Here is a 21,997-nt window from a genome sequence, read left to right as displayed (position 1 = left end):
GCGCCGCTTACGCTTCGCCCGGCGCCTTGGCCTTGAGCGCCAGCGCGTGGACGCCGCCCGCGAGTTCCGCGGCCAGCAGGTCGTTGACCATGCGGTGGCGGTCGATCCGGCTCTTGCCGGCGAATGCGCCCGACACGATATTCACTCGGAAATGCGACTCGCTGCGGCCGGAATGGCCGGCGTGACCCTCATGAAGGTTGGATTCGTCGATCACCTCGAGGCTTTCCGGCGTGAAAGCATCGCGCAACTTCTGTGTGAGACTGTCCTTGACGCCCATGTCCCGACCGATCGTTCGTTCTTCGCCCGCTCTCACCATCAACCCGGGGCTTGCTGATAATGTCAAGACTTGAAGCTCGGCCCGAGGCGTAGTCAAAGTCACGCATGGCAATCGACTCGTCCAAATTCTTCGACAAGATCCGCGTCAAGCCGTCCAAGGCCGCGGCGGCGAAGGAGGCTGCGCGCGAACAGGTGATCATGTGCGACGCGCCGGGCTGCGCCAATCGCGGCGCGCATCGCGCCCCGAAGGGCCGCGGGCTGGAGAAGGATTACTGGCATTTCTGCCTGAATCACGTCCGCGAATACAATCAGGGCTACAATTTCTTCGAGGGCATGAATGCCGACGCGGTGGCGCGCTATCAGAAGGACGCGCTGACCGGGCATCGCCCGACCTGGAAGATGGGCCAGAACGGCGCCAAGAGCCGGACCAGGAATCCCGAGGATCTCGAAGGCGCCGCCGATCCCTTCAATGTGATCAACGAGTTCAACGGCCGCAGCCGCTGGCGGCGCGGGCCAGATCCGTCGGCCGAGCAGACCAAGTCGGAGCCGCGCAAGGTGTTCAACGCCGAGCGCAAGGCGCTGCAGGTGATGGGGCTGGACAGCGACGCCACGCTCGAGGTCGTCAAGGCGAAGTACAAGGCGCTGGTCAAGCAGCATCATCCCGATGCCAATGGCGGCGACCGCTCGACCGAGGACCGCCTGATCGAGATCATCAAGGCGTATAATTACTTGAAGACGGTGGTGCGGACCTGAGCCGGGCCTCGATGGACCTCGGTCCTCATCCCTCGGGTCCTCATCCTGAGGAGCCTGGCGAAGCCAGGCGTCTCGAAGGATGAGTGTCCTGCGCCATGGTTCGAGACGCGCCGCTGCGCGTCGCTCCTCACCATGAGGTCTTGCGTGTGGCGGGAGTAATGCAGCGCGGCCGTCAGGTCGCCTGAGCGCGGCCCCGCCGTCGCCGCCACAGCAGCCAGCCCGCGAGAACGAGAACGCCGGCGACGCCCGCGACCACCGGCAGCCAGTGGTGCCATCGGCCGTGCGATTGTTCCAGCGCGGTCGCGGCGAGCACGCCGGGCAGCACATGCGCCGGCGCCCACAGCAGGATCGCCGGGATGTTGATCGCGAAGAACCGCGCCGGCGGCATCTGCAGCGCGCCCGCGGTGATCGGCACGAAGGCGCGGATCGGCGGCACGAAGCGGGCGAACAACACCGCCCAGCCGCCGAATTTCACGAAGAACGCCTCGGCGCGCGCCACCACTTCCGGATAGCGCGCCATCGGCCACGCCGACAGGATGCGCCGCTGCTGGCGATGCCCGATCCAGTAGGCGGCGCCGTCACCGATCGCAGCCCCGGCCGCCGCCGCCGCGAGCACGCCGGCCAGATCGAGCTGCCCGCCCGGAATCAGCGCGCTCAGCGCCAGGATGATGGTCGAGCCCGGCACCAATGTGCCCAGCACCGGCACCGCCTCCAGCAGCGCGGCGGTGAACAGCGTCAGATAGGCCAGCTCGCGATGGGCGGAGGCGAAGGCGATCAGGGCATCGAGAAAGGCGTTCACGCAGGGCCTCGCAAGCGCGGGATGGTGTCGATGGGGGGCAGTCTACGCCAATGCGGCTCAGGAAGCGTTGCGCGGCCCGGGCCGGCGACGCCGGCTCGAACGGCCCGCTGTTTCGCAGGGCAGCCTTCCAAAAACCGGGTTCGGTGCCTATCTCAATGAAACATCGACGGAACTTTGATCATACGGCGGGCTTCTGCGGATCGCGGCGGTCTGCTAGGTTTAAATCCGCACTCAACCGCATCCACCACATAGATCGGGTTTCGGGCGCGTCCGGGACCACGGAGGATTGATGACCGCCGCCACGACCAAAGCCCAGGAGATCACCGGCCTGCCCGACATGAAGGTGTCGGTCCGCCAGGTCTTCGGCATCGACAGCGACCTCGAAGTTCCTGCCTTTTCCGAGGCCGATCCGCATGTGCCCGACGTCGACAGCGACTACCGCTTCGACCGCGCCACCACACTCGCAATTCTGGCCGGCTTCGCCCGCAATCGCCGCGTGATGGTGACGGGCTTCCACGGCACCGGCAAATCGACCCATATCGAGCAGGTCGCGGCCCGGCTGAACTGGCCCTGCGTCCGCGTCAATCTCGACAGCCACATCAGCCGGATCGACCTGGTCGGCAAGGACTCGATCGTGGTCCGCGACGGCAAGCAGGTCACCGAATTCCGCGACGGCATCCTGCCCTGGGCGCTGCAGCACAACGTGGCATTGGTGTTCGACGAATACGACGCCGGCCGCCCCGACGTGATGTTCGTGATCCAGCGCGTGCTGGAAGTCTCCGGCCGGCTGACGCTGCTGGACCAGAACAAGGTGATCAAGCCGCATCCGGCGTTCCGGCTGTTCGCGACCGCCAACACCATCGGGCTCGGCGACACATCGGGCCTGTATCACGGCACGCAGCAGATCAACCAGGGCCAGATGGACCGCTGGTCGATCGTCACCACGCTGAACTACCTGCCGCACGACGAGGAAGTCGAGATCGTGCTCGCCAAGGCGAAGCACTATCGCAACCCGGAAGGGCGCGACATCGTCAACAAGATGGTGCGGCTCGCCGATCTCACCCGCAACGCCTTCGCCAATGGCGACCTGTCGACGGTGATGAGCCCGCGCACGGTGATCACCTGGTCGGAGAACGCCGAAATCTTCGGCGACATCGGCTTCGCGTTCCGCGTCACCTTCCTCAACAAATGCGACGAGCTGGAGCGCCCGCTGGTGGCGGAGTTCTACCAACGCTGCTTCAACGCCGAGCTGCCGGAAAGCTCGGTGAATGTGGCGATGAGCTGACCAAACAGCCTCTCCCTGCCTGCGGGGGGAGGCGGAAGGCAAGCGATGACGACGACCAAGTCGAAGCTGCGCAATGATCCGATCGAGCCGGCGGCGCCGAAAACGTCGCGTGGCTACCGAGAGGATCTATACGGCTGGGTCGAGGATCAAGTCGCGTTGCTCAAGGCTGGACGTATGTCGGAAATCGACGCCGTCAACATCGCGGACGAGTTGGGCGACGTGGGCAAGACAGAATACGACAGGCTGCAAAGCGCCATTCGAATTGTCCTACTTCATCTTTTGAAGTGGGACCATCAATCAGAGCGGCGATCTCGCAGCTGGGTGCTGTCAATTCGTGAGCATCGAAGGCGGATTGCTCGAGTGCTGCGGGATAACCCCAGTCTGCAACCGCGCATCTCTCAGGGTGTCGTTGAAGGTTATGAGGACGCCGTGGACGATGCCGTGAAGGAGACTGGACTGGCCGAAACGGACTTTCCCGCGACTTGTCCTTACGATTGGCAGGCAATCGTAGAACGCGTGATTGAGTACGACGAATTGCAGTCACCACGCCGGCGTTGATCAGCATGACCACATCCAACACCAAATTCCGCACCGGATCGAAGGAAGCGCCGACCGAGCCGTTCAAGCGGGCGGTGACGTCGTGCCTGCGCGCCATCGCCAAGACGCCGGAGCTGGAGGTCAGCTTCGCGGCCGAGCGTCCCGGCCTGTCGCCCGGCAAGGCGCGGCTGCCGGAGCCGGCGCGAAAAATGAGCAAGCGCGACGCCGCGATCGTGCGCGGCCACGCCGATTCGATCGCGCTGAAGCTCGCCTGCCATGATCCGAAAGTGCATCGCAAGCTGATGCCGGGCAATCCGCAAGCGCGCGGCGTGTTCGAGGCGGTCGAGCAGGCCCGCGTCGAGGCGCTCGGCGCGCGGCGGATGGCGGGCGTCGCCAGGAATCTCACCGCGATGCTCGACGATCACTTCCACCGCGGCAAGTTCGACGAGATCACCGACCGTGCCGACGCGCCGTTGTCGGACGCGCTGGCGATGCTGGTGCGCGAGCGCCTCACCGGCCTCGCGCCGCCGGCGGCGGCGAAGAAGCTGGTCGACCTGTGGCGTCCGGTGCTGGAGGACAAGATCGGGCCGAAGCTCGACGAGCTCGAACGCTTCGCCGAGAACCAGGCGAAGTTCGGCGACGCCATCCACGACCTGCTCGACGTGCTCGAACTCGGCGACGATCGCGACACCGATTCGGACGAGGAAGAGAACCAGGACGACAAGCAGGAAGGCGAGAACGATCAGTCCGGCGCCGAAGGCACGCCGGAGAGCGAAGCCGCCCAGGAGATGAGCGCCGACCAGGCCGAGGCGACCAGCGACGACGTCAGCGACAGCGCGATGGAGAGCGCGCAGGCGTCCGCCTCGGATGCGTTCGACGATTCCGAAACCGGCGAGGACGACACGCCGGGCGAGGCGACGCGGCCGAACAATCGCGGCGCCAACGAGCCGCGCGGGCCGGAATATCACGCCTTCGCGCCGAAATTCGACGAAGTCGTCGCCGCCGAGGATTTGTGCGATCACGACGAGCTGGAGCGGCTGCGCAGCTATCTCGACAAGCAGCTCGCGCATCTGCAGGGCATCGTCGCGCGCCTCGCCAACCGGCTGCAGCGGCGCCTGATGGCGCAGCAGAACCGCGCCTGGGATTTCGACCTCGAGGAAGGCATCCTCGATCCGGCCCGGCTGTCGCGCGTCGTCACCGACCCGTTCCATCCGCTGTCGTTCATGAGCGAGAAGGAAGCCACCTTCCGCGACACCGTGGTGACGCTGTTGCTGGACAATTCCGGCTCGATGCGCGGCCGCCCGATCACCGTGGCGGCGACCTGCGCGGACATTCTGGCGCGGACGCTGGAGCGCTGCGGCGTCAAGGTCGAGATTCTCGGCTTCACCACGCGGGCCTGGAAGGGCGGGCAGTCGCGCGAGGCGTGGCTCGCGGCCGGCAAGCCGGCGTCGCCCGGCCGGCTCAACGATCTGCGCCACATCATCTACAAATCCGCCGACGCGCCGTGGCGTCGGGCCCGCAAGAATCTCGGGCTGATGATGCGCGAGGGGCTGCTGAAGGAGAACATCGACGGCGAGGCGCTGGACTGGGCGCACAAGCGGCTGCTCGGCAGAAGCGAACAGCGCAAGATCCTGATGATGATTTCGGACGGCGCGCCGGTCGACGATTCGACGCTCTCGGTCAATCCCGGCAACTATCTCGAGCGGCACCTGCGCCATATCATCGAGGAGATCGAGACCCGCTCGCCGGTCGAACTGATCGCGATCGGCATCGGCCATGACGTCACGCGCTATTATCGCCGCGCGGTGACGATCGTCGACGCCGAAGAGCTCGGCGGCGCGATCACCGAGAAGCTCGCCGAACTGTTCAGCGAAACCGCGGACGCTCCCGCGCCGGGCCGCCGTCGCCGGCTGCATTCGTGACTGCGCGCGAAGCGCGATGAGGCGATCGAACGCTCGCTCGGCTGAGCCGGAAGAGCACAGCGCGAGCAACGCAGCCCCCACCCCTGCCCCCGGATCAAGTCCGGGGCAGGCTCCCTCCCCGCAAGCGGGAGGGGAGACGACACGTCGAGGTTTCATCGCTGGAAGCCTTGCCCTCGGCGGTTTGGCGTCGGTGCAGGTTTTCTCCCAGCGTCCCGCGCTGGCGCAGGCCGCCAGGGCTGAGCGCGACGCCGATGCCGTCCCCGCGCCGGAGCGCATCCAGGTGCGGGCGCGGCCGATCGAATCCTTCGACCTGCGCGACCGCGCCGGCCGGCGATTCGGCGCGCTGCAATTTCGCAGCGGGCTGATGCTGACCTCGCCGTTCCGCGGCTTCGGCGGCCTGTCGGCGCTGCGGCTCGATCCGCAGGGCGAGCGCTTCGTGGCGATCAGCGATCGCGGCGTCTGGTTCACGGGGCGCATCGTCTATAACGGCGCCGAGATGACCGGCGTCGCCGACGTCGAGGCGGCGCCGCTGCTCGGGCCCGACGGCCAGCCGCTGACGAAGCGCAAATGGTACGACAGTGAAGCGCTGGCTTTCGACGGGGCCACCGCCTATGTCGGCTACGAGCGCGTCAACCAGATCGTGAAATTCGATTTCGGCCGCGACGGCGTGCGCGCCATGGGGCAGCCGGTCGCGGTGCCGCCGGGCCTGCGCAAACTGCCGAACAACAAGGGAATCGAATCGCTGGTGGTGGTGCCGAAGGGCCTGCCGCTCGCCGGCACGCTGATCGCGATCTCAGAGCGCGGCCTCGACGCCGATCGCAACATCATCGGCTTTCTGATCGGCGGCAAGACGCCGGGGCAATTTGCAGTCCGCCGCACCGATGATTTCGACGTCAGTGACGCGGTGCTGCTGCCGTCCGGTCAATTGCTGATCCTCGAGCGCAAATTCTCCTGGATTCAGGGCGGGCACATCCGGATCCGGCGGATCGCGCTGTCGACGCTGACGCCGGGCGCGGTCGTCGACGGCCCCGTGCTGTTCAACGCCGATCTCGGCCAGGAGATCGACAATATGGAAGGCATCGACGCCCATCTCGACGCCGCAGGCGACACCGTGCTGACGATGGTGTCGGACGACAATTTCTCGATGCTGCAGCGGACGCTGCTGCTGCAGTTCACCCTCGTCGACGATTGATTTGCCGCGCCGGTCAGACCGTCGCCCGAACAACGTCGCCGGAGTCCGTCCCGGTCTCCGCGGCGGCCTTGCCGCCGGAGTCGGATTCGCCGGTCGAACTCAGCGCGAGGCGGATCATGCGCGCCAGATCGGCCCGCCGATACGGCTTCGACAGCAGCAGGATGTCGGAATCGATCCGGTCGTTGTGGATCAGCGCGTTCTCCGAATAGCCGGAGGTGAACAGCACTTTCAGCCCGGGCCGCCGCCGCGCCATTTCGGCGGCCAGCTGCACGCCGTTATAGGGGCCCGGCATCACCACGTCGGTGAACAGCAAATCGAATCGCGTGCCGCTGTCGCCGATCGACAGCGCCGCCGTGGCGTTGCCGACCGACAGGGTGGTGTAGCCGAGGCTCTTGAGCTGGGCGTTGACATAGCTGCGCACCATGGCGTCGTCCTCGACCACCAGGATGGTTTCGGTGCCGCCGATCGCGCCCTGCTCCGCGGCCGCCGGCGCCTCGCGTTCGACGTCGGCGGTGGCGCGCGGCAGGTACAGCCGGAACGTGGTGCCGAGGCCTTCCTCGCTGTACAGCGTGATGTGGCCGCCGGACTGCTTGATGAAGCCGTACACCATGCTCAGCCCGAGCCCGGTGCCCTTGCCGATGTCCTTGGTGGTGAAGAACGGATCGAACACCTTGCCGCGGATCGCCTCGGGAATGCCGCAGCCTGAATCGGTGATCGCGATCATCACATAGGAGCCGATCTCGACATTGCCGAGCCGCCTGGCGAACTCCTGGTCGACGACGATGTTGCAGGTCTCCAGCGTCAGCTTGCCGCCGTTCGGCATCGCGTCGCGGGCGTTGACGGCGAGATTGACCAGCGCGGATTCGAGCTGGCCGCGATCGACGTAGATCGGCCAGACGTTGTCGGCGAGCGCGGTCTCGACTTCGATCTGTTCGCCGAGCGTCGGCCGCAGCAGGCTCTGCAGCCCGGCGACCAGCGCGTTGACGTCGGTGTCGTCCGGCCGCAGCGGCTGCTTGCGGGCGAAAGCCAACAACAGCCGCGTCAGCTCCGCGCCGCGATCAGCCGCCTCGCTGATCAGCTTGGCGATGTTCGCCAGACGCGGTTGTCCGGCGACGCCGTCGCTGATGATGTCGATGGTGCCGGTGATCACCGTCAGCATGTTGTTGAAGTCGTGCGCGATGCCGCCGGTGAGCTGGCCGATCGACTCCATCTTCTGCGACTGCCGGAGCTGCTCCTCGAACGCGATCTTGGCGGTGAGGTCGCGCAGGAAGGCGTTGATGACGAAACTGCCGTCGCGATACAAAGCGGTCATCGCGACTTCGACCGGGATCGGCGTGCCGTCGTTGCGGATCGCCTCGATCGCGACGCGGAAGCCGGAACTGTCGCGCCCGAGCGTCGATGCGAACTGCCTGAACTCATTGGTCCGCTGCTCGAACTGGTCGGGCGGAATGATCAGTTCGAAGACGTCGCGGCCGATCGCCTCGCTGCGACGCCAGCCGAACATCTCCTCGGCGTGCGGGCTCCACTCGGTGATCGTGGCGAACGCGTCGATCTGCACGAAGGCGTCGAGCGCGGTGTCGATGATCGCCCGCGCCATCTGTTCGCTGCGACGCAGCGCCTCCTCGGCCTTCTTGGTCTGGGTGATGTCGTGATACACCATCACCGCGCCCTGGATGTCGCCGGTCTCGCTGCGCAAGGGCCGGCCGTTCGCGATCAGATGGTATCGGCGATCCGATCCGATCGGCTCCACGACGAACTCGAAATCGACGATGATATCGCCGCGATAGGCCCGCAGCAGCGGCGACTGATCCAGCGGCAGCGGCTTGCCGTCGGGGAAATAGCGTTCGAACGAGCGGGTGGTGTTGAGCAGCCCGACGCCGGACAGCGTCCCGAACATTTCGCGCGCCGCCGGATTGGTGAGGATCACCATGCCGCGCGCGTCCGCGACCAGCACCGGATCGACCATGTTGTCGATGGTGTTCTGCAGCACCCCGGCGAGGCGGCTGCGCTCTTCCGCCTCCTCCGCGAAGGCGATCGCCTTGCGCTTGGCTTCGTTGGTCATCTGGTCGAAGGCTTCGGCCAGCAGCTTGATTTCCAGGCCGCCGCCGGGCGCGAGTTCGAATTTCTCGCCGCGCGCGAACGCCTGAACCGAGCGGGTGATCCGGACCAGCGGCCGGGTCAGCGATCGCGCCAGTGGCACCGCCATCAGCATCGCCACCAGCACCGCGACCGCACCGCCCGCCAGCGTCGCATTGCGCACGGCGGAGCGCACCGCGGTCAGAGATTGATGCGGCCGCATCTCGATCACGCCGATCTTCGGACCGTCGGCGAGACGTACCCAGCCCCAGCCGGCACCGAAACGCTGCCCGGTGCGATCCTCGACCACGCGCGGGGTCGTATCCTGGCCGTCGAGCAATGCCGCGAACGCCGGGAAATCGTCCTGCACGCGGTTGGGCTTGCCGAGATCGAATCCGAATTCGCGCGACTGGTCGGGATGCAGCAGATAATCGCCGGCGTCGTTGACGATGTAGATCAGGTTGCCGTTGGTGACGCTGTTCCGGACCCGCTCGAACAGCGCGGTCAGATTGGTGTTGATCACCAGCACGCCGAGCCGCGTGCCGTCGGCCGCGTCGATCGGCGCCATCGTGCGCACGGTAGGAACATAGGGGATTTCCAGCCCCGTCGCCGTCCGGTTCAGTTCGATTCGGGAGATCGCCACCTCGCGCGGCGGCAGCGCCATGCCTTCCTTGAAATAGTGGCGGTCGCCGCGTCGGGTCAGCTGCGCAGCAGGCACCGCGCGAATCGCGCCGTTCGGTCCCAGCCGGTCGACCCGCACCAGCTCACGGCCGCCGTCATCGGTCCCGAGGATGCGCAGGATGTCGCAATTCGGCTTTCCGACCAGTTCTGCCGCGAAGCGATCCTCGATCCGTCGGCGCCAGTCCGATGGCGCCTCGCCGGAGCCGTCGCTGGTGCGGCCGCGATTGGCGAGCAAGTCGCGGAGGGCGGCAGAGGCCTGCGCACTGACGGCGTCCGCGCGCGTGCCGCGCAGATACGCATCCATCAGCAGCGCATGGAGCTGCGAGCGCGTCTGCAACTGCAGCAATGCGCGCGGCATGACCATCTCGACGATGCTGCGGTAGTTCAAGAAGCCCAGAACCGCCGTGGTCACCAGGACCAGCGCCACCATCGCCAGCGTCAAGCGGGTCGAGAGCTTCATCGCGACCTCTGCGATGCGGGGTCATCGCCGGCGCCGTCAAACCAGATCGGGCGCGGCCTCTGGGACATGATACGCGGTCTGACCGCTGGCGTAACAGCTTGTGCGGGTGTGCGGCTGATACGTCACCTCGGTAAACTACGTGATTCGTCGAAGGATCGACCCCGGGCGATTCACGGCGAAGCCGGACCAAGACGGAATAAGCAGATGGGTCGGCGGCCATCAGCCCGCCGCGCCCCCCGCCGCGACGACATGCGGACGTGCACGCATGCGAAAACAGCCGGGTCTTTTGAACCCGGCCGTCCGGAGATTTCGGAATGCTGAAACAGCGGCCGATCAGCTCGCGGCTGCAGCCGGCTCGCTCTGCTTCTTCTTGGCGATCGCGCGCTTCAGCTCGGCCGCCTTCGGCGAGAGCTCGGCGATGCTGGCCTTGAGCAGGAAGGCATCGAGGCCGCCGCGATGGTCGACGCTCTTCAGCGCATTGGTCGACACCCGCAGCCGCACCGGACGGCCGAGCGCATCCGACAGGAAGGTGACGTTGACCAGATTGGGCAGAAAGCGCCGCTTGGTCTTGATATTCGAGTGGCTGACCTTGTGGCCGGTCTGGACACCCTTGGCGGTCAGTTCGCAGCGCCGGGACATGGCGAAAATCCTCTGTCATCCCCGCCAGCCCACGGGCAGGCGCGGGGGGTCTATCGACGTCCATTTCAGGAACCGCGGACGTATAGGCGGACGCGGCTCCAGCGTCAAGCAGGCGGCAGCGCTGCGGCCCATTTTGGCGGTCGGATGGAACCGCCAAACGCTCTTCCCGGCATTGATTTGCCAAGCCTGGTAACGATCTACAACCATATAAACGACGCATTCGGTTCCGAAACGTTTGGTTCGGATCGGTCGCGGATTTATCAGATCGGTTGAACGGCGCGCGCCGCAGGCAGGACCACCCTTCGTGAACATTCGCGTCAGCTTCGCAGCCCGTCGGACCGCCATCACTTCGCTGCTGCGGTCCGGCCCGCTTGCTGGTCTGCTGGCGGTCGGGCTGGGCGTGATCGCGCAGCCGGCCCCCGCCGTGGCGCAGGGCAAACTCGACGCCCGTTATGAAGCCACGCTCGCCGGCATCGAGGTCGGCAAGGGCGCCTGGGTCATCGAGATCACCGACGATGGCTATGCCGCCGCCGCCAATGGCGCGACGTCGGGCGTGATGCAGGCGTTTTCGCGCGGCAACGGCAGTGGCGAAGCGCAGGGGCGCATCGTCAACGGCCAGTTCGTGCCGATGAATTACAAGGCGACCACCACCAGCGCCAAGAAGACCGAGACCATCCGGATCACGCTGGCAAACGGCAACGTCAAGGACTCCTCGATCGAGCCGGAGCAGCCCCCGGATGCCGATCGCATTCCGGTCACCGACGCGCATCGCCGCGGCGTGGTCGATCCGATGACCGGCTCCTTTCTCCGCGTGCCCGGCACGGGCGATCTGATGAGTCCGGATTCGTGCCGGCTCTCGACGCCGATCTTCGACGGCCGGATGCGCTACGATCTGCGGCTGGAATACAAGCGCACCGAAATGGTGAAGGCCGAGAAGGGCTATCAGGGGGCCGTGCTGGTCTGCGGGATCTACTTCACGCCCGTGTCCGGCTACATCCCGGATCGCGCAGCGATCAAATATCTGACCGGGCAGCGCAACATGGAAGTCTGGCTGGCGCCGATCGCGGGGACGCGGGTGCTGGTGCCGTTCCGCCTGAAGATTCCGACCCCGCTCGGCAATGCGGTGCTGCAGGCGACCCAGTTCGTCACCACCGCGACCCCGCCGAAATCCGCCTCGCGGACCCAATAGTGCCTCCGGCGGCTGTGGCGCGGTCGAGCGACTCCCGAGTCGAATCCTGTTGACTCGCCGCGGAATCACGGAACGCATGACAGCGGGGAATATGACCCTCGATCGGTACGTTGATCTTCCGGATTGCCCCTGATCTTGTGGCGGAGGTCCAGCCCAACGCGAGATGTTGCGACAGAACGTTGTCCAACCCGGCGAGTCTGCGATTCGGCCGCGTTTCGTTCCGGACTCGTTCCACACCTTAACCAGCGTGCGCCGCGGCGTCGCAATGTGACACACAACTGACCGCGGCGACGCAGAAATCCAGCCAATATGCCTCATTCGTTCTCCGCGCCGTTTACCAATGCGCCGTCTACCAATGATCGCGCGCCCGGCGCCGGCGTCACCGCGGTGCTCGGCCCGACCAATACCGGCAAGACGCATCTGGCGATCGAGCGGATGGTGGCGCATCCGTCGGGGTTGATCGGTCTGCCGCTGCGGCTGCTGGCGCGCGAGGTCTACAACAAGATCGTCGACCGGGTCGGCGCCGACGCGGTGGCGCTGGTCACCGGCGAGGAGAAGATCAAGCCGCCGAAGGCGCGGTTCTGGGTGTCGACCGTCGAGGCGATGCCGCGCGATCTCGACGTCTCGTTTCTCGCGGTGGACGAGGTGCAGATCGCCGCCGATCTGGAGCGCGGCCACGTCTTCACCGACCGCCTGCTGCGCCGGCGCGGCCGCGACGAGACGCTGCTGCTCGGCGCCGCGACGATGCGGCCGATCATCGAGCGGCTGCTGCCGGGCGCCAGCATCGTCACGCGGCCGCGGCTGTCGCAGCTCGAATTCGCCGGCGACCGCAAGCTGACGCGGCAGCCGCGGCGCACCGCGATCGTGGCGTTCTCGGCCGACGAGGTCTACGCCATCGCCGAGCTGATCAAGCGCCAGCACGGCGGCGCCGCGGTGGTGCTGGGGTCGCTGTCGCCGCGCACCCGCAACGCCCAGGTGGCGATGTTTCAGTCCGGCGACGTCGATTATCTGGTCGCCACCGACGCGATCGGGATGGGGCTCAATCTCGACGTCGACCACGTCGCCTTCGCGTCCGACCGCAAGTTCGACGGCTATCAGTTTCGCCGGCTCAACCCGTCGGAATTCGCCCAGATCGCCGGCCGCGCCGGCCGTGCCACCCGCGACGGCACCTTCGGCACCACCGGGCGCTGCGCGCCGTTCGAGCCCGAACTCGTCAACGCCTTGCAGAATCATGCCTTTGATCCGGTGAAGACGCTGCAATGGCGGAATTCGGCGCTGGATTTCGCCTCGGTCGCGGCGCTGCAGGTGTCGCTGGCCGAGACGCCGCGGCACGATGCGCTGACGCGCGCGCCGGTCGCCGAGGACGTCCGGGTGCTCGACCACGCCGCCCGGGACGCCGAGGTGCGCGAGATGGCGCATGGCGCGGCCGCCGTGGAGCGGCTATGGGACGTCTGTCAGGTCCCGGACTATCGCAAGATCGCACCGGCGGCCCATGCCGAACTGGTGACGACGCTGTATCGGTTCTTGATGCAGAAGGGCCGGATTCCGGATGACTGGTTCGCCGCGCAGGTCGAGCAGGCCGACCGGATCGACGGCGGCATCGACACATTGTCGGCACGGATCGCGCAGATCCGGACATGGACTTTCGTCGCCAACCGTGCCGACTGGCTGGCTGATCCTGAACACTGGCAAGGCATTTCGCGCGACATCGAAAATAAATTGTCGGATGCGTTGCACGAACGCCTCACGGAGCGTTTCGTAGATCGTCGGACCAGTGTATTGATGCGCCGCCTGCGGGAAAACACGATGTTGAATACGGAAATTGGGAAGACCGGCGAGGTGATCGTCGAAGGGCATGTGATCGGCCGTCTCGACGGCTTCACATTCGCGCCCGACGCCGCCGAAGCTGGATCCGACGCGAAGGCCTTGCAGGCGACAGCGCAGAAGGCTCTGGCCGGCGAGATCGAACAGCGCGCCGAGAAGCTCGCCGGCGCGCCCGACGAGCAGTTCGTGCTGACCTCGGACGGCACCATTCGCTGGACCGGCGACGCGGTGGCGCGGCTGGTCGGCGCCGACGACGTGCTGCGGCCGCGGCTGCGCATCATCGCCGACGACCGTCTGGCGGGTGCGCCGCGCGACGCGGTCCAGACCCGGCTCGACCTCTGGCTCAAGACCCACATCGAGAAGATCCTCGGACCGCTGTTCGAACTCGGCAAGGCCGAGGACATCACCGGCATCGGCCGCGGCATCGCCTTCCAGCTGATCGAGTCGCTGGGCGTGATCGAGCGCGCCAAGATCGCCGCCGAAATGAAGGATCTCGACCAGCCGTCGCGCGCCACGCTGCGCAAATACGGCGTGCGGTTCGGCGCCTATCACATTTACGTCCCGTCGCTGCTGAAGCCGGCGGCGCGCTCGCTCGCCTCGCTGCTGTGGGCGCAGAAGCTCGACAATGTCGACATGTCGGCGCTGTCAGGCGCGCAGCATCTCGCCAGCAGCGGCCGCACGTCCTTCCCGGTCGACAAGGCGCTCGATCGTGACGCCTATCGTGTGCTGGGCTACCGGCTGTGCGGCGAACGCGCGGTGCGGGTCGATATCCTCGAGCGTCTCGCCGATCTGATCCGCCCGGCGCTGGCCTGGCGCGAAGGCACCTCGGGCGAAAAGCCGGCGGGCGCGTTCGACGGCCGCAGCTTCGTGGTGACGCAGGCGATGACCTCGCTCACCGGCTCGGCCGGCGAAGATTTCGCCTCGATCCTGCGCGCGCTCGGCTACCGGATGGAGAAGCGGCCGGCCCCGCCGCCTCAGCCCAAGTCTGAAATGACGGCTGAAAAGACGGCTGCGGCGACGGCGCCCGAGGTTGCTGCGGCCGAAGGGGCCGCCGCGGCCAGCGACACCGGCCTGTCGGCCGAGGACCACGCCATTCTGGCCGGCGCGATTGCGTTCGAGCCGGCGGCGACGGCCGAGGCCGGCGACGTCGCCGAGGTCGCGGATCAGACCTCCGACCAGGAAGCAGCCAGCGAGCCGGCACCGGCGCCCGTCGCAGAGGCGGCCGAGTCCCCGGTGGCAGAGCAGTCGCCGGTGGCCGAGCCATCCGAGCCCGTTGCTGAATCGGCAGCCGAGTCGGCCGCGGCCGATACGCCGCAGGAAGCCGTCGCGCCCCAGGAATCGGCTGAGCAATCGGCTGAGGAACCCGCTGAGCCATCGGCCGAACAGTCGGCCGAACCGGCGACTGAGGAAGCGCCGCGCGAAGCCGCCGAATCGGACGCCCCCGCGACCGAATCCGCCGCGGTTGAGGAGGCGCCCGCCGGGAACGCTGCCGTCGCTGCCGAAGCGGCGGCGCCCGCCGAGCCCGAGATGGTCGAAGTCTGGCGCCCGGGTGGACGTTCGGACGAGCATCGGGCCCGTCCCGATCGTAATCGCCAGCGCCATCGTCCGCAGCAGGGCGGCCAGGCTGCCGCTCCGGCGGAAGGCGAGGCCGGCGAGGCGAAGCGCGACCGTCCCGGCGGTGGCCGCCGTGGCGACCGCAAGGGCGGCGGCGATTTCCGCCGCGACCGCCGCGACGGCGAGGGCGCGCCGGCTCAGGCGGCCGCAGGCGAAGGTGGTCGTCCGCCGCGTGAGCGTTTCAAGGGGCGTGGTGACAAGCAGGACAAATTCAAGGGTGGGCCGAAGGGCGGTCGCGACAATCAGGGCGGCGGCTCGCACCGGCAGGTGCATTCCAGCGCGCCGCCGCGCGAACGCGATCGGCCGATCGATCCGAACTCACCGTTCGCCAAGCTGGCGGCGCTGAAGGAGCAACTCTCCGCCGCCCGCAAGGAGTAACGTGGCTGCGCGGCCCCGCGCGGCTGATTCCATGGTGATGCGTGGAGCGTCAGCGTCTCGACAAATGGCTCTGGCATGCGCGGATCGTGCGCGCGCGCAGCACTGCGGCGACCTTGATTGAAAGCGGGCATGTCCGCATCAACGGGGCGCGGGAGAAATCGCCCGGGCACGCGATCAAGACCGGCGACGTCGTCACGATTGCGCTGGATCGTGGCGTGCGGGTTCTGAAGGTGATTGGATTTGCGGAACGTCGCGGCGATGCCGCCTCGGTTACTGGACTTTATGCCGATCTCGAGGTGCCCCGGGAATAGGCATCTTCACTTGCGGCTGTAGAACTCCTGCGGTACGCAAACACTCAAAATTAGAACCGTTCCGGAGCCTTCGGATGACTTATGTCGTCACTGAAAACTGCATCAAGTGCAAATACACCGATTGCGTTGAGGTTTGCCCCGTCGATTGCTTCTACGAGGGCGACAACATGCTGGTCATCCATCCGGACGAATGCATCGATTGCGGCGTGTGCGAACCCGAATGCCCGGCGGATGCGATCAAGCCGGATACCGAGCCGGGGCTCGAGAAGTGGCTCGAACTGAATTCGGAATACGCCAAAACCTGGCCCAATCTGACCCAGAAGAAAGACTCGCCGGAAGACGCCAAGCAGTTCGACGGCGTGGAAGGGAAGTTCGACAAGTTCTTCTCGCCGGAGCCGGGCACCGGCGACTGAGGACGAACGCGCGTCGTAAAATGATACCGGGACGCAGTTTTCCACACCCGGCTTAACCCTGTTGATGATGAGTCGAGCCGGTGCCCGCGAGGGCCCGGCCGGATTCGTCATAAATCATTGATTTTTGCGGGAAATGTGCTATATTTGGCACATTGTACACACTCGGCATGCGTTTTGCGGCCGGGAAGGGATCCCGTCAAGAACAACGAACAGGGGCGTGGCAGTTCCACGCGCAGGCTGTGTCACAGAAAACGCGTAAAATGAGTGTCTCGTCCAAGGGTGCCAAGCATGGCGCTGCGGGCCGCAGCGCGACCAACAGATCCAGTACGTCTGCCAAGGACACCCGGACCGTCAAGTCCCCTGTTTCCAAGGCCCCTGCGTCAAAGGCGGCTGCATCAAAGGCCACTGCGTCCAAGACCAAAGCCACGACCTCGAAGACCGCCGCTGCCTCGAAGACCGCCGCTTCCAGGGCCTCTTCTTCAAAGGCGACTTCTTCGAAGGCCCCTGTCTCCAGGGCCACCCCTGCAAAGGCGAGCGCCGGCAAGGCGACTGCGAAGACGATAACCGCAAAGGGTTCCGCCGCGAAGGCTTCGGCCTCCAAGACGGCAGCTCTCAAGTCCTCGAAAAACAAAAGAAGTGCAATGCCATCCAAGACTTCGAAAACAGCCGCCGCGGCGCCCGCTCCCAAGGCGGCTCCGGCCAAGTCGACCGCCAAGCCCGCCGCCAAGTCCCCGGTAGCGCCGCCGAAGGCTGCCGCGAAGCCCGAGGTCAAGCCGGTGGCCGCCAAGCCGGCCGCGCCGCCGAAGGTGGATGAGCCGAAGAAGGTCGTGACCCAGCGTCAGGGCTTCAAGGCCAGCGAGTTCGTGGTCTATCCGGCCCATGGCGTCGGCCAGATTCTGGCGATCGAGGAGCAGGAAATCGCGGGCGCCAAGCTCGAACTGTTCGTCATCAACTTCATCAAGGACAAGATGACGCTCCGGGTGCCGACCGCCAAGGTCGCCAATGTCGGGATGCGCAAGCTGTCCGACCCGGCGCTGGTGAAGAAGGCGCTGGAAACGCTGAAGGGCCGCGCCCGCGTCAAGCGCACGATGTGGTCGCGCCGCGCCCAGGAGTACGAAGCCAAGATCAATTCCGGCGACATCGTTGCGATCGCCGAAGTGGTCCGCGACCTGTTCCGCTCCGACTCGCAGCCCGAGCAGTCCTACAGCGAACGCCAGCTCTATGAAGCGGCGCTCGACCGGCTGTCGCGCGAAATCGCGGTGGTGCAGCAGGTCACCGAGACCGAAGCCGTCAAGGAAGTCGAAGGCCAGCTCGCCAAGAGCCCGCGCCGCGGCGCCAAGGCCGAGGCGGACGCCGAAGGCGAAGCCGATGGCGATGCCGACGCCGACACCGACGACGCGGTCACCGACGAAGCCGCCTGAGCCGCAACGTCTCCCGCAAACAGATCAGGCCCGGCGCAAGCCGGGCCTTTTTTGTCGAGCCGGGCTGTTGTCGAGCTAACGCGTTTATCTATTGAATTGAAGTGATCTGGCCCTCTCGCGTGCAGAGTCGTCATCCTGAGAGCCTGCCCCGGACTTGATCCGGGGTGCGCGCGTAGCGCGCCTCGAAGGATGCGGCACCGAGGTGCCTGCGGCCCATCCTTCGAGGCCCGCCGCGCCGCGCACAGCGCGGCCGAGCGGGCACCTCAGGATGACGGCTCTGCGCCCGAGAAGGCCGCATTGCTTCAATCAGTCTATGAAGCGCACTAACTTGCAGCTGCGCCCACCATTGATAGCTGGCGCTTTGCCTTGCGGAAGCGCGCCCTCGTCCACCCCGCGCGCGGGGAGAAGGAGCAGGCCTCGCTTGCGGCTGTCTCAATCCACCACGATCTTGACCAGCTCGCGCGGCTTCACCGTGGCGTTGGCGTCGAGACCGTTGAGCACCCGGAAGCGATCGAGCGGGCGATCGACGCCGGACATCCGGTTCGACAGCGATTCCACCGTATCGCCGGGTTGCACGGTGATCACCTTGATCCGCAGCGGCCGCGCCGCCTGGATCTCGTCGAGCGTGAGCCGCCGGAACGAATTCACGGTGTCGCGCGAATTCCGTTCGCTCTCGGCCGATTTCGTCCGCGTCGCGAAGATGAAGCGATAGACGTCGCTGCCGAACCGCAGCGCATAGACCTTGAACTGCCATTGATCGCCGCGGGCGGCGACCGAGGCGGCCGGAAACCCGTTGATGCTCAGCTCTTCGGTCGAGCTCTTGTCGACGTTCTCCATCCAGCCCGAATTGAGGTAGTCGCCGAGCGACTGCTCGGCCGGCACCCGCACCACGTCGAACCGCATCGCCTGGCTGCCGCCCTCGCGAACGCCGATCACCGCCTGCGCGGTGTTGTCGAGCGTGAAGCTCTCCGGCACCTGGAAGGTGAAGCCGAGCTTGGGATGCAGGAAGCGGCGGCCGCGGACGAAGCCTTCGCTCGGGTCCTCGCCATAGACGATGTTGTCGATCGCATTGAGATAGGTCTCGCGGTCGCGCTCGCCCTTGGCGGTCTGTTCCGGCGAGGCGTATTGCCGGGCGTTGTTCTGCGCATTGCGCACCCGCTCGGGCGTCGCCGGATGCGAGGCGAGGAAGTCCTGCGAGCGCGGATCGCCGCGGCTGGCCTTCAGCGCGGCGTTGCGCTCCATCGCGGTGAGGAAGCGCGAGGCCCCGAACGGATCGAACTGGGCACGCGCCGAAATGCCGACGCCGATGCCGTCGGCCTCGAGCTCCTGCTGCCGCGAGAAGCTCGCCATCGACAGCTTGGTCTTGGCGAGCGCCAGCGCGGTCATCTCCGGATCGGTGCCCATGTCGGTGACGACGCGGGTGACCAGCGCCGCCTGGCGCGCCTGATCCTCGCGGATCGCGGCGTGCTTGGCGAGCACATGCGCCATCTCGTGCGACAGCACCGACGACAGTTCCGAGGTGTCGCTGGCGAGCGCCACCAGCCCGCGGGTGACGTAGAGCTGCCCGGTCGGCAGCGCGAAGGCGTTGACGGCGCCGGAATTCAGGATCGTCACCTTGTAGGTCAGGTCGGGTCGATCGGACGCCGCCACCAGCCGATCGACCGTCGCGGTGATCAGCGCTTCCAGCCTCGGATCGTCATAGGCCCCGCCATAGGTGGCGAGGATGCGCTCGTGCTCGCGCTCGGCGGCCGGCGATTGCACCGGGGGCCGCGCCGGCTTCGCGGCCGGCGTGCTGGACGGAATCGACGCGGTTTCGAAGCGGCGAAAATCGCCGCAGCCGGCCAGCGCCAGCGCGCCGGCCAGGACAGGCGCGGCCAACCAGCGGCGGCTTGTCCAGATGCTGCGCCGTCCCTCGGATCCGATCACGTGCTGGCTCTCTCCGGGCGCTATCTCGCGCCGGGCATCTCGATCTGTCCCACCTCGCGAATTCGGATCTGTGGGCCGGAGCGCCGTTCGACCCAGCCCCGGACCCGGATTCGCTTTTTCTCCAAGGACTTGGGCGCGATGCCCGCCGCCTCGAACGACCCCAATATGCGCCTTGAAATAGTCACCGCAAAGTCCCGAGTCCAGCGCCGGCCGAAGTTCAGATAGATCGTGCCGCCGGTTCCCCGGACCGACAAAATCCTGCCTTCGATCACCGTGAATCGCCCGACCCGGGACATGATATCGCCGGGATTTCCGGCGTTTTTGAGGGCTGCCGGATCGGCCCAGAGCCCGCGCTGCGCGACTCGCGCCGTCGCCTCCGCGGCCAGCAGCTCGGCGCGGCAGTCGCCGTCCGCGATCCCGAGCCCGACCAGCGCCTCGCCGGCGTCGAGCAGCCGGAGCTGCAGCGACTGCGTCCCCGCCTCGGCGAACACAAAGGCCGGCTGCCGGCCGTAGCGATCCGGCGCATCGTCGTCGCCGCGCAGCGTGACGCGACGCTCGCGTGCGAGCGACGCGAGCGTGGCCTTCGCCGCGGCCTGCCGCGACGGATCGATCTCGATGCCGGCGAGCCGGATTTCGCGGCCGTCCTGCAGCCGGAGCGTGCGGCCATCCTCGATCGCCGCCACGACGGCTTCGCCCTGTTCGGGGAGAGTCAGGCAACCGGCCAGAGCAGCGCCATCGATGCCCGGCGTCGCGCCGGCGATCATCGCGATGCATCCGATCAGCACGATGCATCGTTTTCGCCGGTGCGCTGTCGTGGTCATCGCCGTCATTGCGTGCACTCGCAGGCAGCGTGGTCACGACCCTGCCGAAGCAGGCGTCGCGGACGAATTGCGGCCAACCGCTTACTAAGCGTGTTGCGATCGCGCAAGCGCATTCCATCGAGCGGAAATCGCGCGCGCTTGCCGCTGCGCAGTCGATGCGGCATGATCGCACCACGACCAGAAGCGCCGCGACGAAATCGGCGCCGGTCAGGGAGGACCACGTGAGACCCATCCGCACCACACTACTCGCATGTCTGTCGATCGCCGCGATTTCGGCCGCGCAGGCGCAATCGCAGCCGCCGCTGAAGCTCGGCGCGATCCTCGACATGTCCGGCCTCTATGCCGACATCACCGGGACCGGCAGCGAGACCGCGGCGAAGATGGCGGCGGAGGATTTCGGCGGCACCGTGCTCGGCCGCAAGATCGAGATCATCGCCGCCGACCATCTCAACAAGGCCGATCTTTCCGCCAGCATCGCGCGCGACATGCTGGACAATCAGGGCGTCGAGGCGATCATCGACGTCGCCGCCTCCGCCACCGCGCTGGCCGCCGGCGAGATCGCCAAGGCGCGCAACAAGATCATCATGTATTCCGGCCCGGGCTCGGTGCGGCTGTCCAACGAGGCGTGCGGTCCCTACACCATCCACTATTCCTACGACACCTTCGCGCAGGCCAACGTCGCCGGTCTCGCCTCGGTGAAGCAGGGGCTCGACACCTGGTTCTTCCTGTCGGCGGACTACGCGTTCGGGCAGGATCTCGAGCGCGACACCACCAACGTCGTCAAGGCGTCGGGCGGCAAGGTGCTGGGCAGCGTCAAGCATCCGATCAACACCTCGGACTTCTCGTCCTTCCTGCTGCAGGCGCAAAGCTCCAACGCCAAGGTGATCGGGCTCGCCAATGCCGGCGGCGACACCATCAACGCGATCAAGCAGGCGGCGGAATTCGGCATCACCCGCAAGGGCGGCCAGAAGATCCTGCCGCTGCTCGCCTTCATCACCGACGTCGACAGCATCGGGCTGGAGACCGCGCAGGGCCTGCTGATCGCCGGCGCATTCTACTGGGACATGAACGACGAGACCCGCGCGTTCTCCAAGCGCTTCATGGAACGCACCAAGCGGGTGCCGACCTCGGCGCAGGCGGGGCTGTATTCCGAGACGATGCACTATCTGCAGGCGGTCAAGGCCGCCGGCACCACCGACGCCGCGGCGGTGATGAAGAAGATGAAGGAAACCCCGGTCAACGATTTCTTCGCCCGGAACGGCAAGATCCGCGAGGACGGCCGCATGGTCCACGACATGTATCTGTTCGAGGTGAAGAAGCCGTCGGAATCCAAGGGCCGCTGGGATTACTACAAGCTGCTCGCCACCGTCCCCGGCGATCAGGCCTTCCAGCCGCTGGAGCAATCGCGCTGCCCGCTGGTGAAGAAGTAACAACCAGCACCCTCACCCTGAGGAGTCCGGCGTAGCCCGAAGGGCGAAGC

General features: G+C 66.6%; 18 protein-coding genes. 11 read left to right on the top strand and 7 right to left on the bottom strand.

The window, feature by feature from the left end; genetic code table 11:
* Positions 1–7 precede the first annotated feature (7 nt).
* Positions 8–277: a BolA family protein gene (locus ACTZWT_RS16655; RefSeq protein ID WP_444770792.1), complete on the bottom strand. Its 270-nt coding sequence runs from the start codon at positions 275–277 to the stop codon at positions 8–10.
* A gap of 104 nt (positions 278–381) precedes the next feature.
* Here ACTZWT_RS16655 and ACTZWT_RS16650 point away from each other — a divergent pair, with 104 nt between their 5' ends.
* Positions 382–1,029 (top strand): J domain-containing protein, encoded by a 648-nt coding sequence (locus tag ACTZWT_RS16650; protein ID WP_444770791.1) that lies wholly within the window; start codon positions 382–384, stop codon positions 1,027–1,029.
* A gap of 172 nt (positions 1,030–1,201) precedes the next feature.
* Here ACTZWT_RS16650 and ACTZWT_RS16645 read toward each other — a convergent pair whose 3' ends face one another.
* The gene (locus ACTZWT_RS16645) at positions 1,202–1,828 is read right to left on the bottom strand and encodes a DedA family protein (protein WP_444770790.1); all 627 of its coding nucleotides are present in this window, start codon (positions 1,826–1,828) and stop codon (positions 1,202–1,204) included.
* 289 nt (positions 1,829–2,117) lie between these two features.
* On the opposite strand from ACTZWT_RS16645, the gene cobS reads away from it, so the two are divergent.
* From cobS to ACTZWT_RS16625, 4 genes are read left to right on the top strand one after another with little or no spacing between them, the layout of a single operon-like run.
* The gene (cobS, locus tag ACTZWT_RS16640) at positions 2,118–3,113 is read left to right on the top strand and encodes a cobaltochelatase subunit CobS (protein ID WP_322514839.1); all 996 of its coding nucleotides are present in this window, start codon (positions 2,118–2,120) and stop codon (positions 3,111–3,113) included.
* A gap of 45 nt (positions 3,114–3,158) precedes the next feature.
* Positions 3,159–3,671, top strand: a complete 513-nt coding sequence (locus ACTZWT_RS16635; RefSeq protein WP_444770789.1) for a DUF29 domain-containing protein — start codon at positions 3,159–3,161, stop codon at positions 3,669–3,671.
* 5 nt (positions 3,672–3,676) lie between these two features.
* The gene (cobT, locus tag ACTZWT_RS16630; protein ID WP_444770788.1) at positions 3,677–5,572 is read left to right on the top strand and encodes a cobaltochelatase subunit CobT; all 1,896 of its coding nucleotides are present in this window, start codon (positions 3,677–3,679) and stop codon (positions 5,570–5,572) included.
* Positions 5,573–5,588: 16 nt separating this feature from the next.
* Positions 5,589–6,764 (top strand): esterase-like activity of phytase family protein, encoded by a 1,176-nt coding sequence (locus ACTZWT_RS16625; protein ID WP_444770787.1) that lies wholly within the window; start codon positions 5,589–5,591, stop codon positions 6,762–6,764.
* 13 nt (positions 6,765–6,777) lie between these two features.
* On the opposite strand, the gene ACTZWT_RS16620 is transcribed toward ACTZWT_RS16625, so the two are convergent.
* Positions 6,778–9,981: a PAS domain S-box protein gene (locus tag ACTZWT_RS16620; protein WP_444770786.1), complete on the bottom strand. Its 3,204-nt coding sequence runs from the start codon at positions 9,979–9,981 to the stop codon at positions 6,778–6,780.
* 333 nt (positions 9,982–10,314) lie between these two features.
* A complete protein-coding gene (gene rpmB, locus ACTZWT_RS16615; RefSeq protein WP_444770785.1) occupies positions 10,315–10,620 on the bottom strand; it encodes a 50S ribosomal protein L28 in 306 nt (101 codons plus the stop codon).
* 304 nt (positions 10,621–10,924) lie between these two features.
* Between rpmB and ACTZWT_RS16610 the strand changes: the two genes are divergently transcribed.
* The 4 genes from ACTZWT_RS16610 (at position 10,925) to fdxA (ending at position 16,349) form a co-directional block, all read left to right on the top strand.
* Positions 10,925–11,809 carry a DUF3108 domain-containing protein gene (locus ACTZWT_RS16610; protein WP_444770784.1) on the top strand — a complete coding sequence of 295 codons (885 nt, stop codon included), beginning with the start codon at positions 10,925–10,927 and terminating at the stop codon, positions 11,807–11,809.
* A 309-nt stretch (positions 11,810–12,118) separates the two neighbouring features.
* The gene (locus tag ACTZWT_RS16605; protein WP_444770783.1) at positions 12,119–15,625 is read left to right on the top strand and encodes a helicase-related protein; all 3,507 of its coding nucleotides are present in this window, start codon (positions 12,119–12,121) and stop codon (positions 15,623–15,625) included.
* A 41-nt stretch (positions 15,626–15,666) separates the two neighbouring features.
* Entirely contained in the window at positions 15,667–15,936 is a 270-nt protein-coding gene (locus tag ACTZWT_RS16600; RefSeq protein ID WP_444770782.1) for an RNA-binding S4 domain-containing protein, read from the top strand.
* A 74-nt stretch (positions 15,937–16,010) separates the two neighbouring features.
* Positions 16,011–16,349 carry a ferredoxin FdxA gene (gene fdxA / locus ACTZWT_RS16595; RefSeq protein WP_444770781.1) on the top strand — a complete coding sequence of 113 codons (339 nt, stop codon included), beginning with the start codon at positions 16,011–16,013 and terminating at the stop codon, positions 16,347–16,349.
* Between the two features lie 196 nt (positions 16,350–16,545).
* On the opposite strand, the gene ACTZWT_RS16590 is transcribed toward fdxA, so the two are convergent.
* Positions 16,546–16,950: a hypothetical protein gene (locus ACTZWT_RS16590; RefSeq protein ID WP_444770780.1), complete on the bottom strand. Its 405-nt coding sequence runs from the start codon at positions 16,948–16,950 to the stop codon at positions 16,546–16,548.
* 40 nt (positions 16,951–16,990) lie between these two features.
* Between ACTZWT_RS16590 and ACTZWT_RS16585 the strand changes: the two genes are divergently transcribed.
* Entirely contained in the window at positions 16,991–17,770 is a 780-nt protein-coding gene (locus tag ACTZWT_RS16585; RefSeq protein ID WP_444770779.1) for a CarD family transcriptional regulator, read from the top strand.
* A gap of 432 nt (positions 17,771–18,202) precedes the next feature.
* On the opposite strand, the gene ACTZWT_RS16580 is transcribed toward ACTZWT_RS16585, so the two are convergent.
* Both ACTZWT_RS16580 and ACTZWT_RS16575 read right to left on the bottom strand, forming a co-directional pair.
* Positions 18,203–19,696, bottom strand: coding sequence for a M48 family metalloprotease (locus ACTZWT_RS16580; protein ID WP_444770778.1), 1,494 nt, complete (start codon positions 19,694–19,696; stop codon positions 18,203–18,205).
* Between the two features lie 20 nt (positions 19,697–19,716).
* Positions 19,717–20,526, bottom strand: a complete 810-nt coding sequence (locus tag ACTZWT_RS16575; protein WP_444770777.1) for a thermonuclease family protein — start codon at positions 20,524–20,526, stop codon at positions 19,717–19,719.
* Between the two features lie 212 nt (positions 20,527–20,738).
* Between ACTZWT_RS16575 and ACTZWT_RS16570 the strand changes: the two genes are divergently transcribed.
* Positions 20,739–21,947, top strand: coding sequence for an ABC transporter substrate-binding protein (locus ACTZWT_RS16570; RefSeq protein WP_444770776.1), 1,209 nt, complete (start codon positions 20,739–20,741; stop codon positions 21,945–21,947).
* Positions 21,948–21,997: the final 50 nt, after the last annotated feature.

The organism is Rhodopseudomonas sp. NSM, assembly GCF_052445935.1.
In the GTDB taxonomy this organism is placed as follows: domain Bacteria; phylum Pseudomonadota; class Alphaproteobacteria; order Rhizobiales; family Xanthobacteraceae; genus Rhodopseudomonas.
The sequence above is the reverse complement of the archived record's forward strand: the minus strand, read 5'-3'. Positions and strand labels throughout refer to the sequence as shown.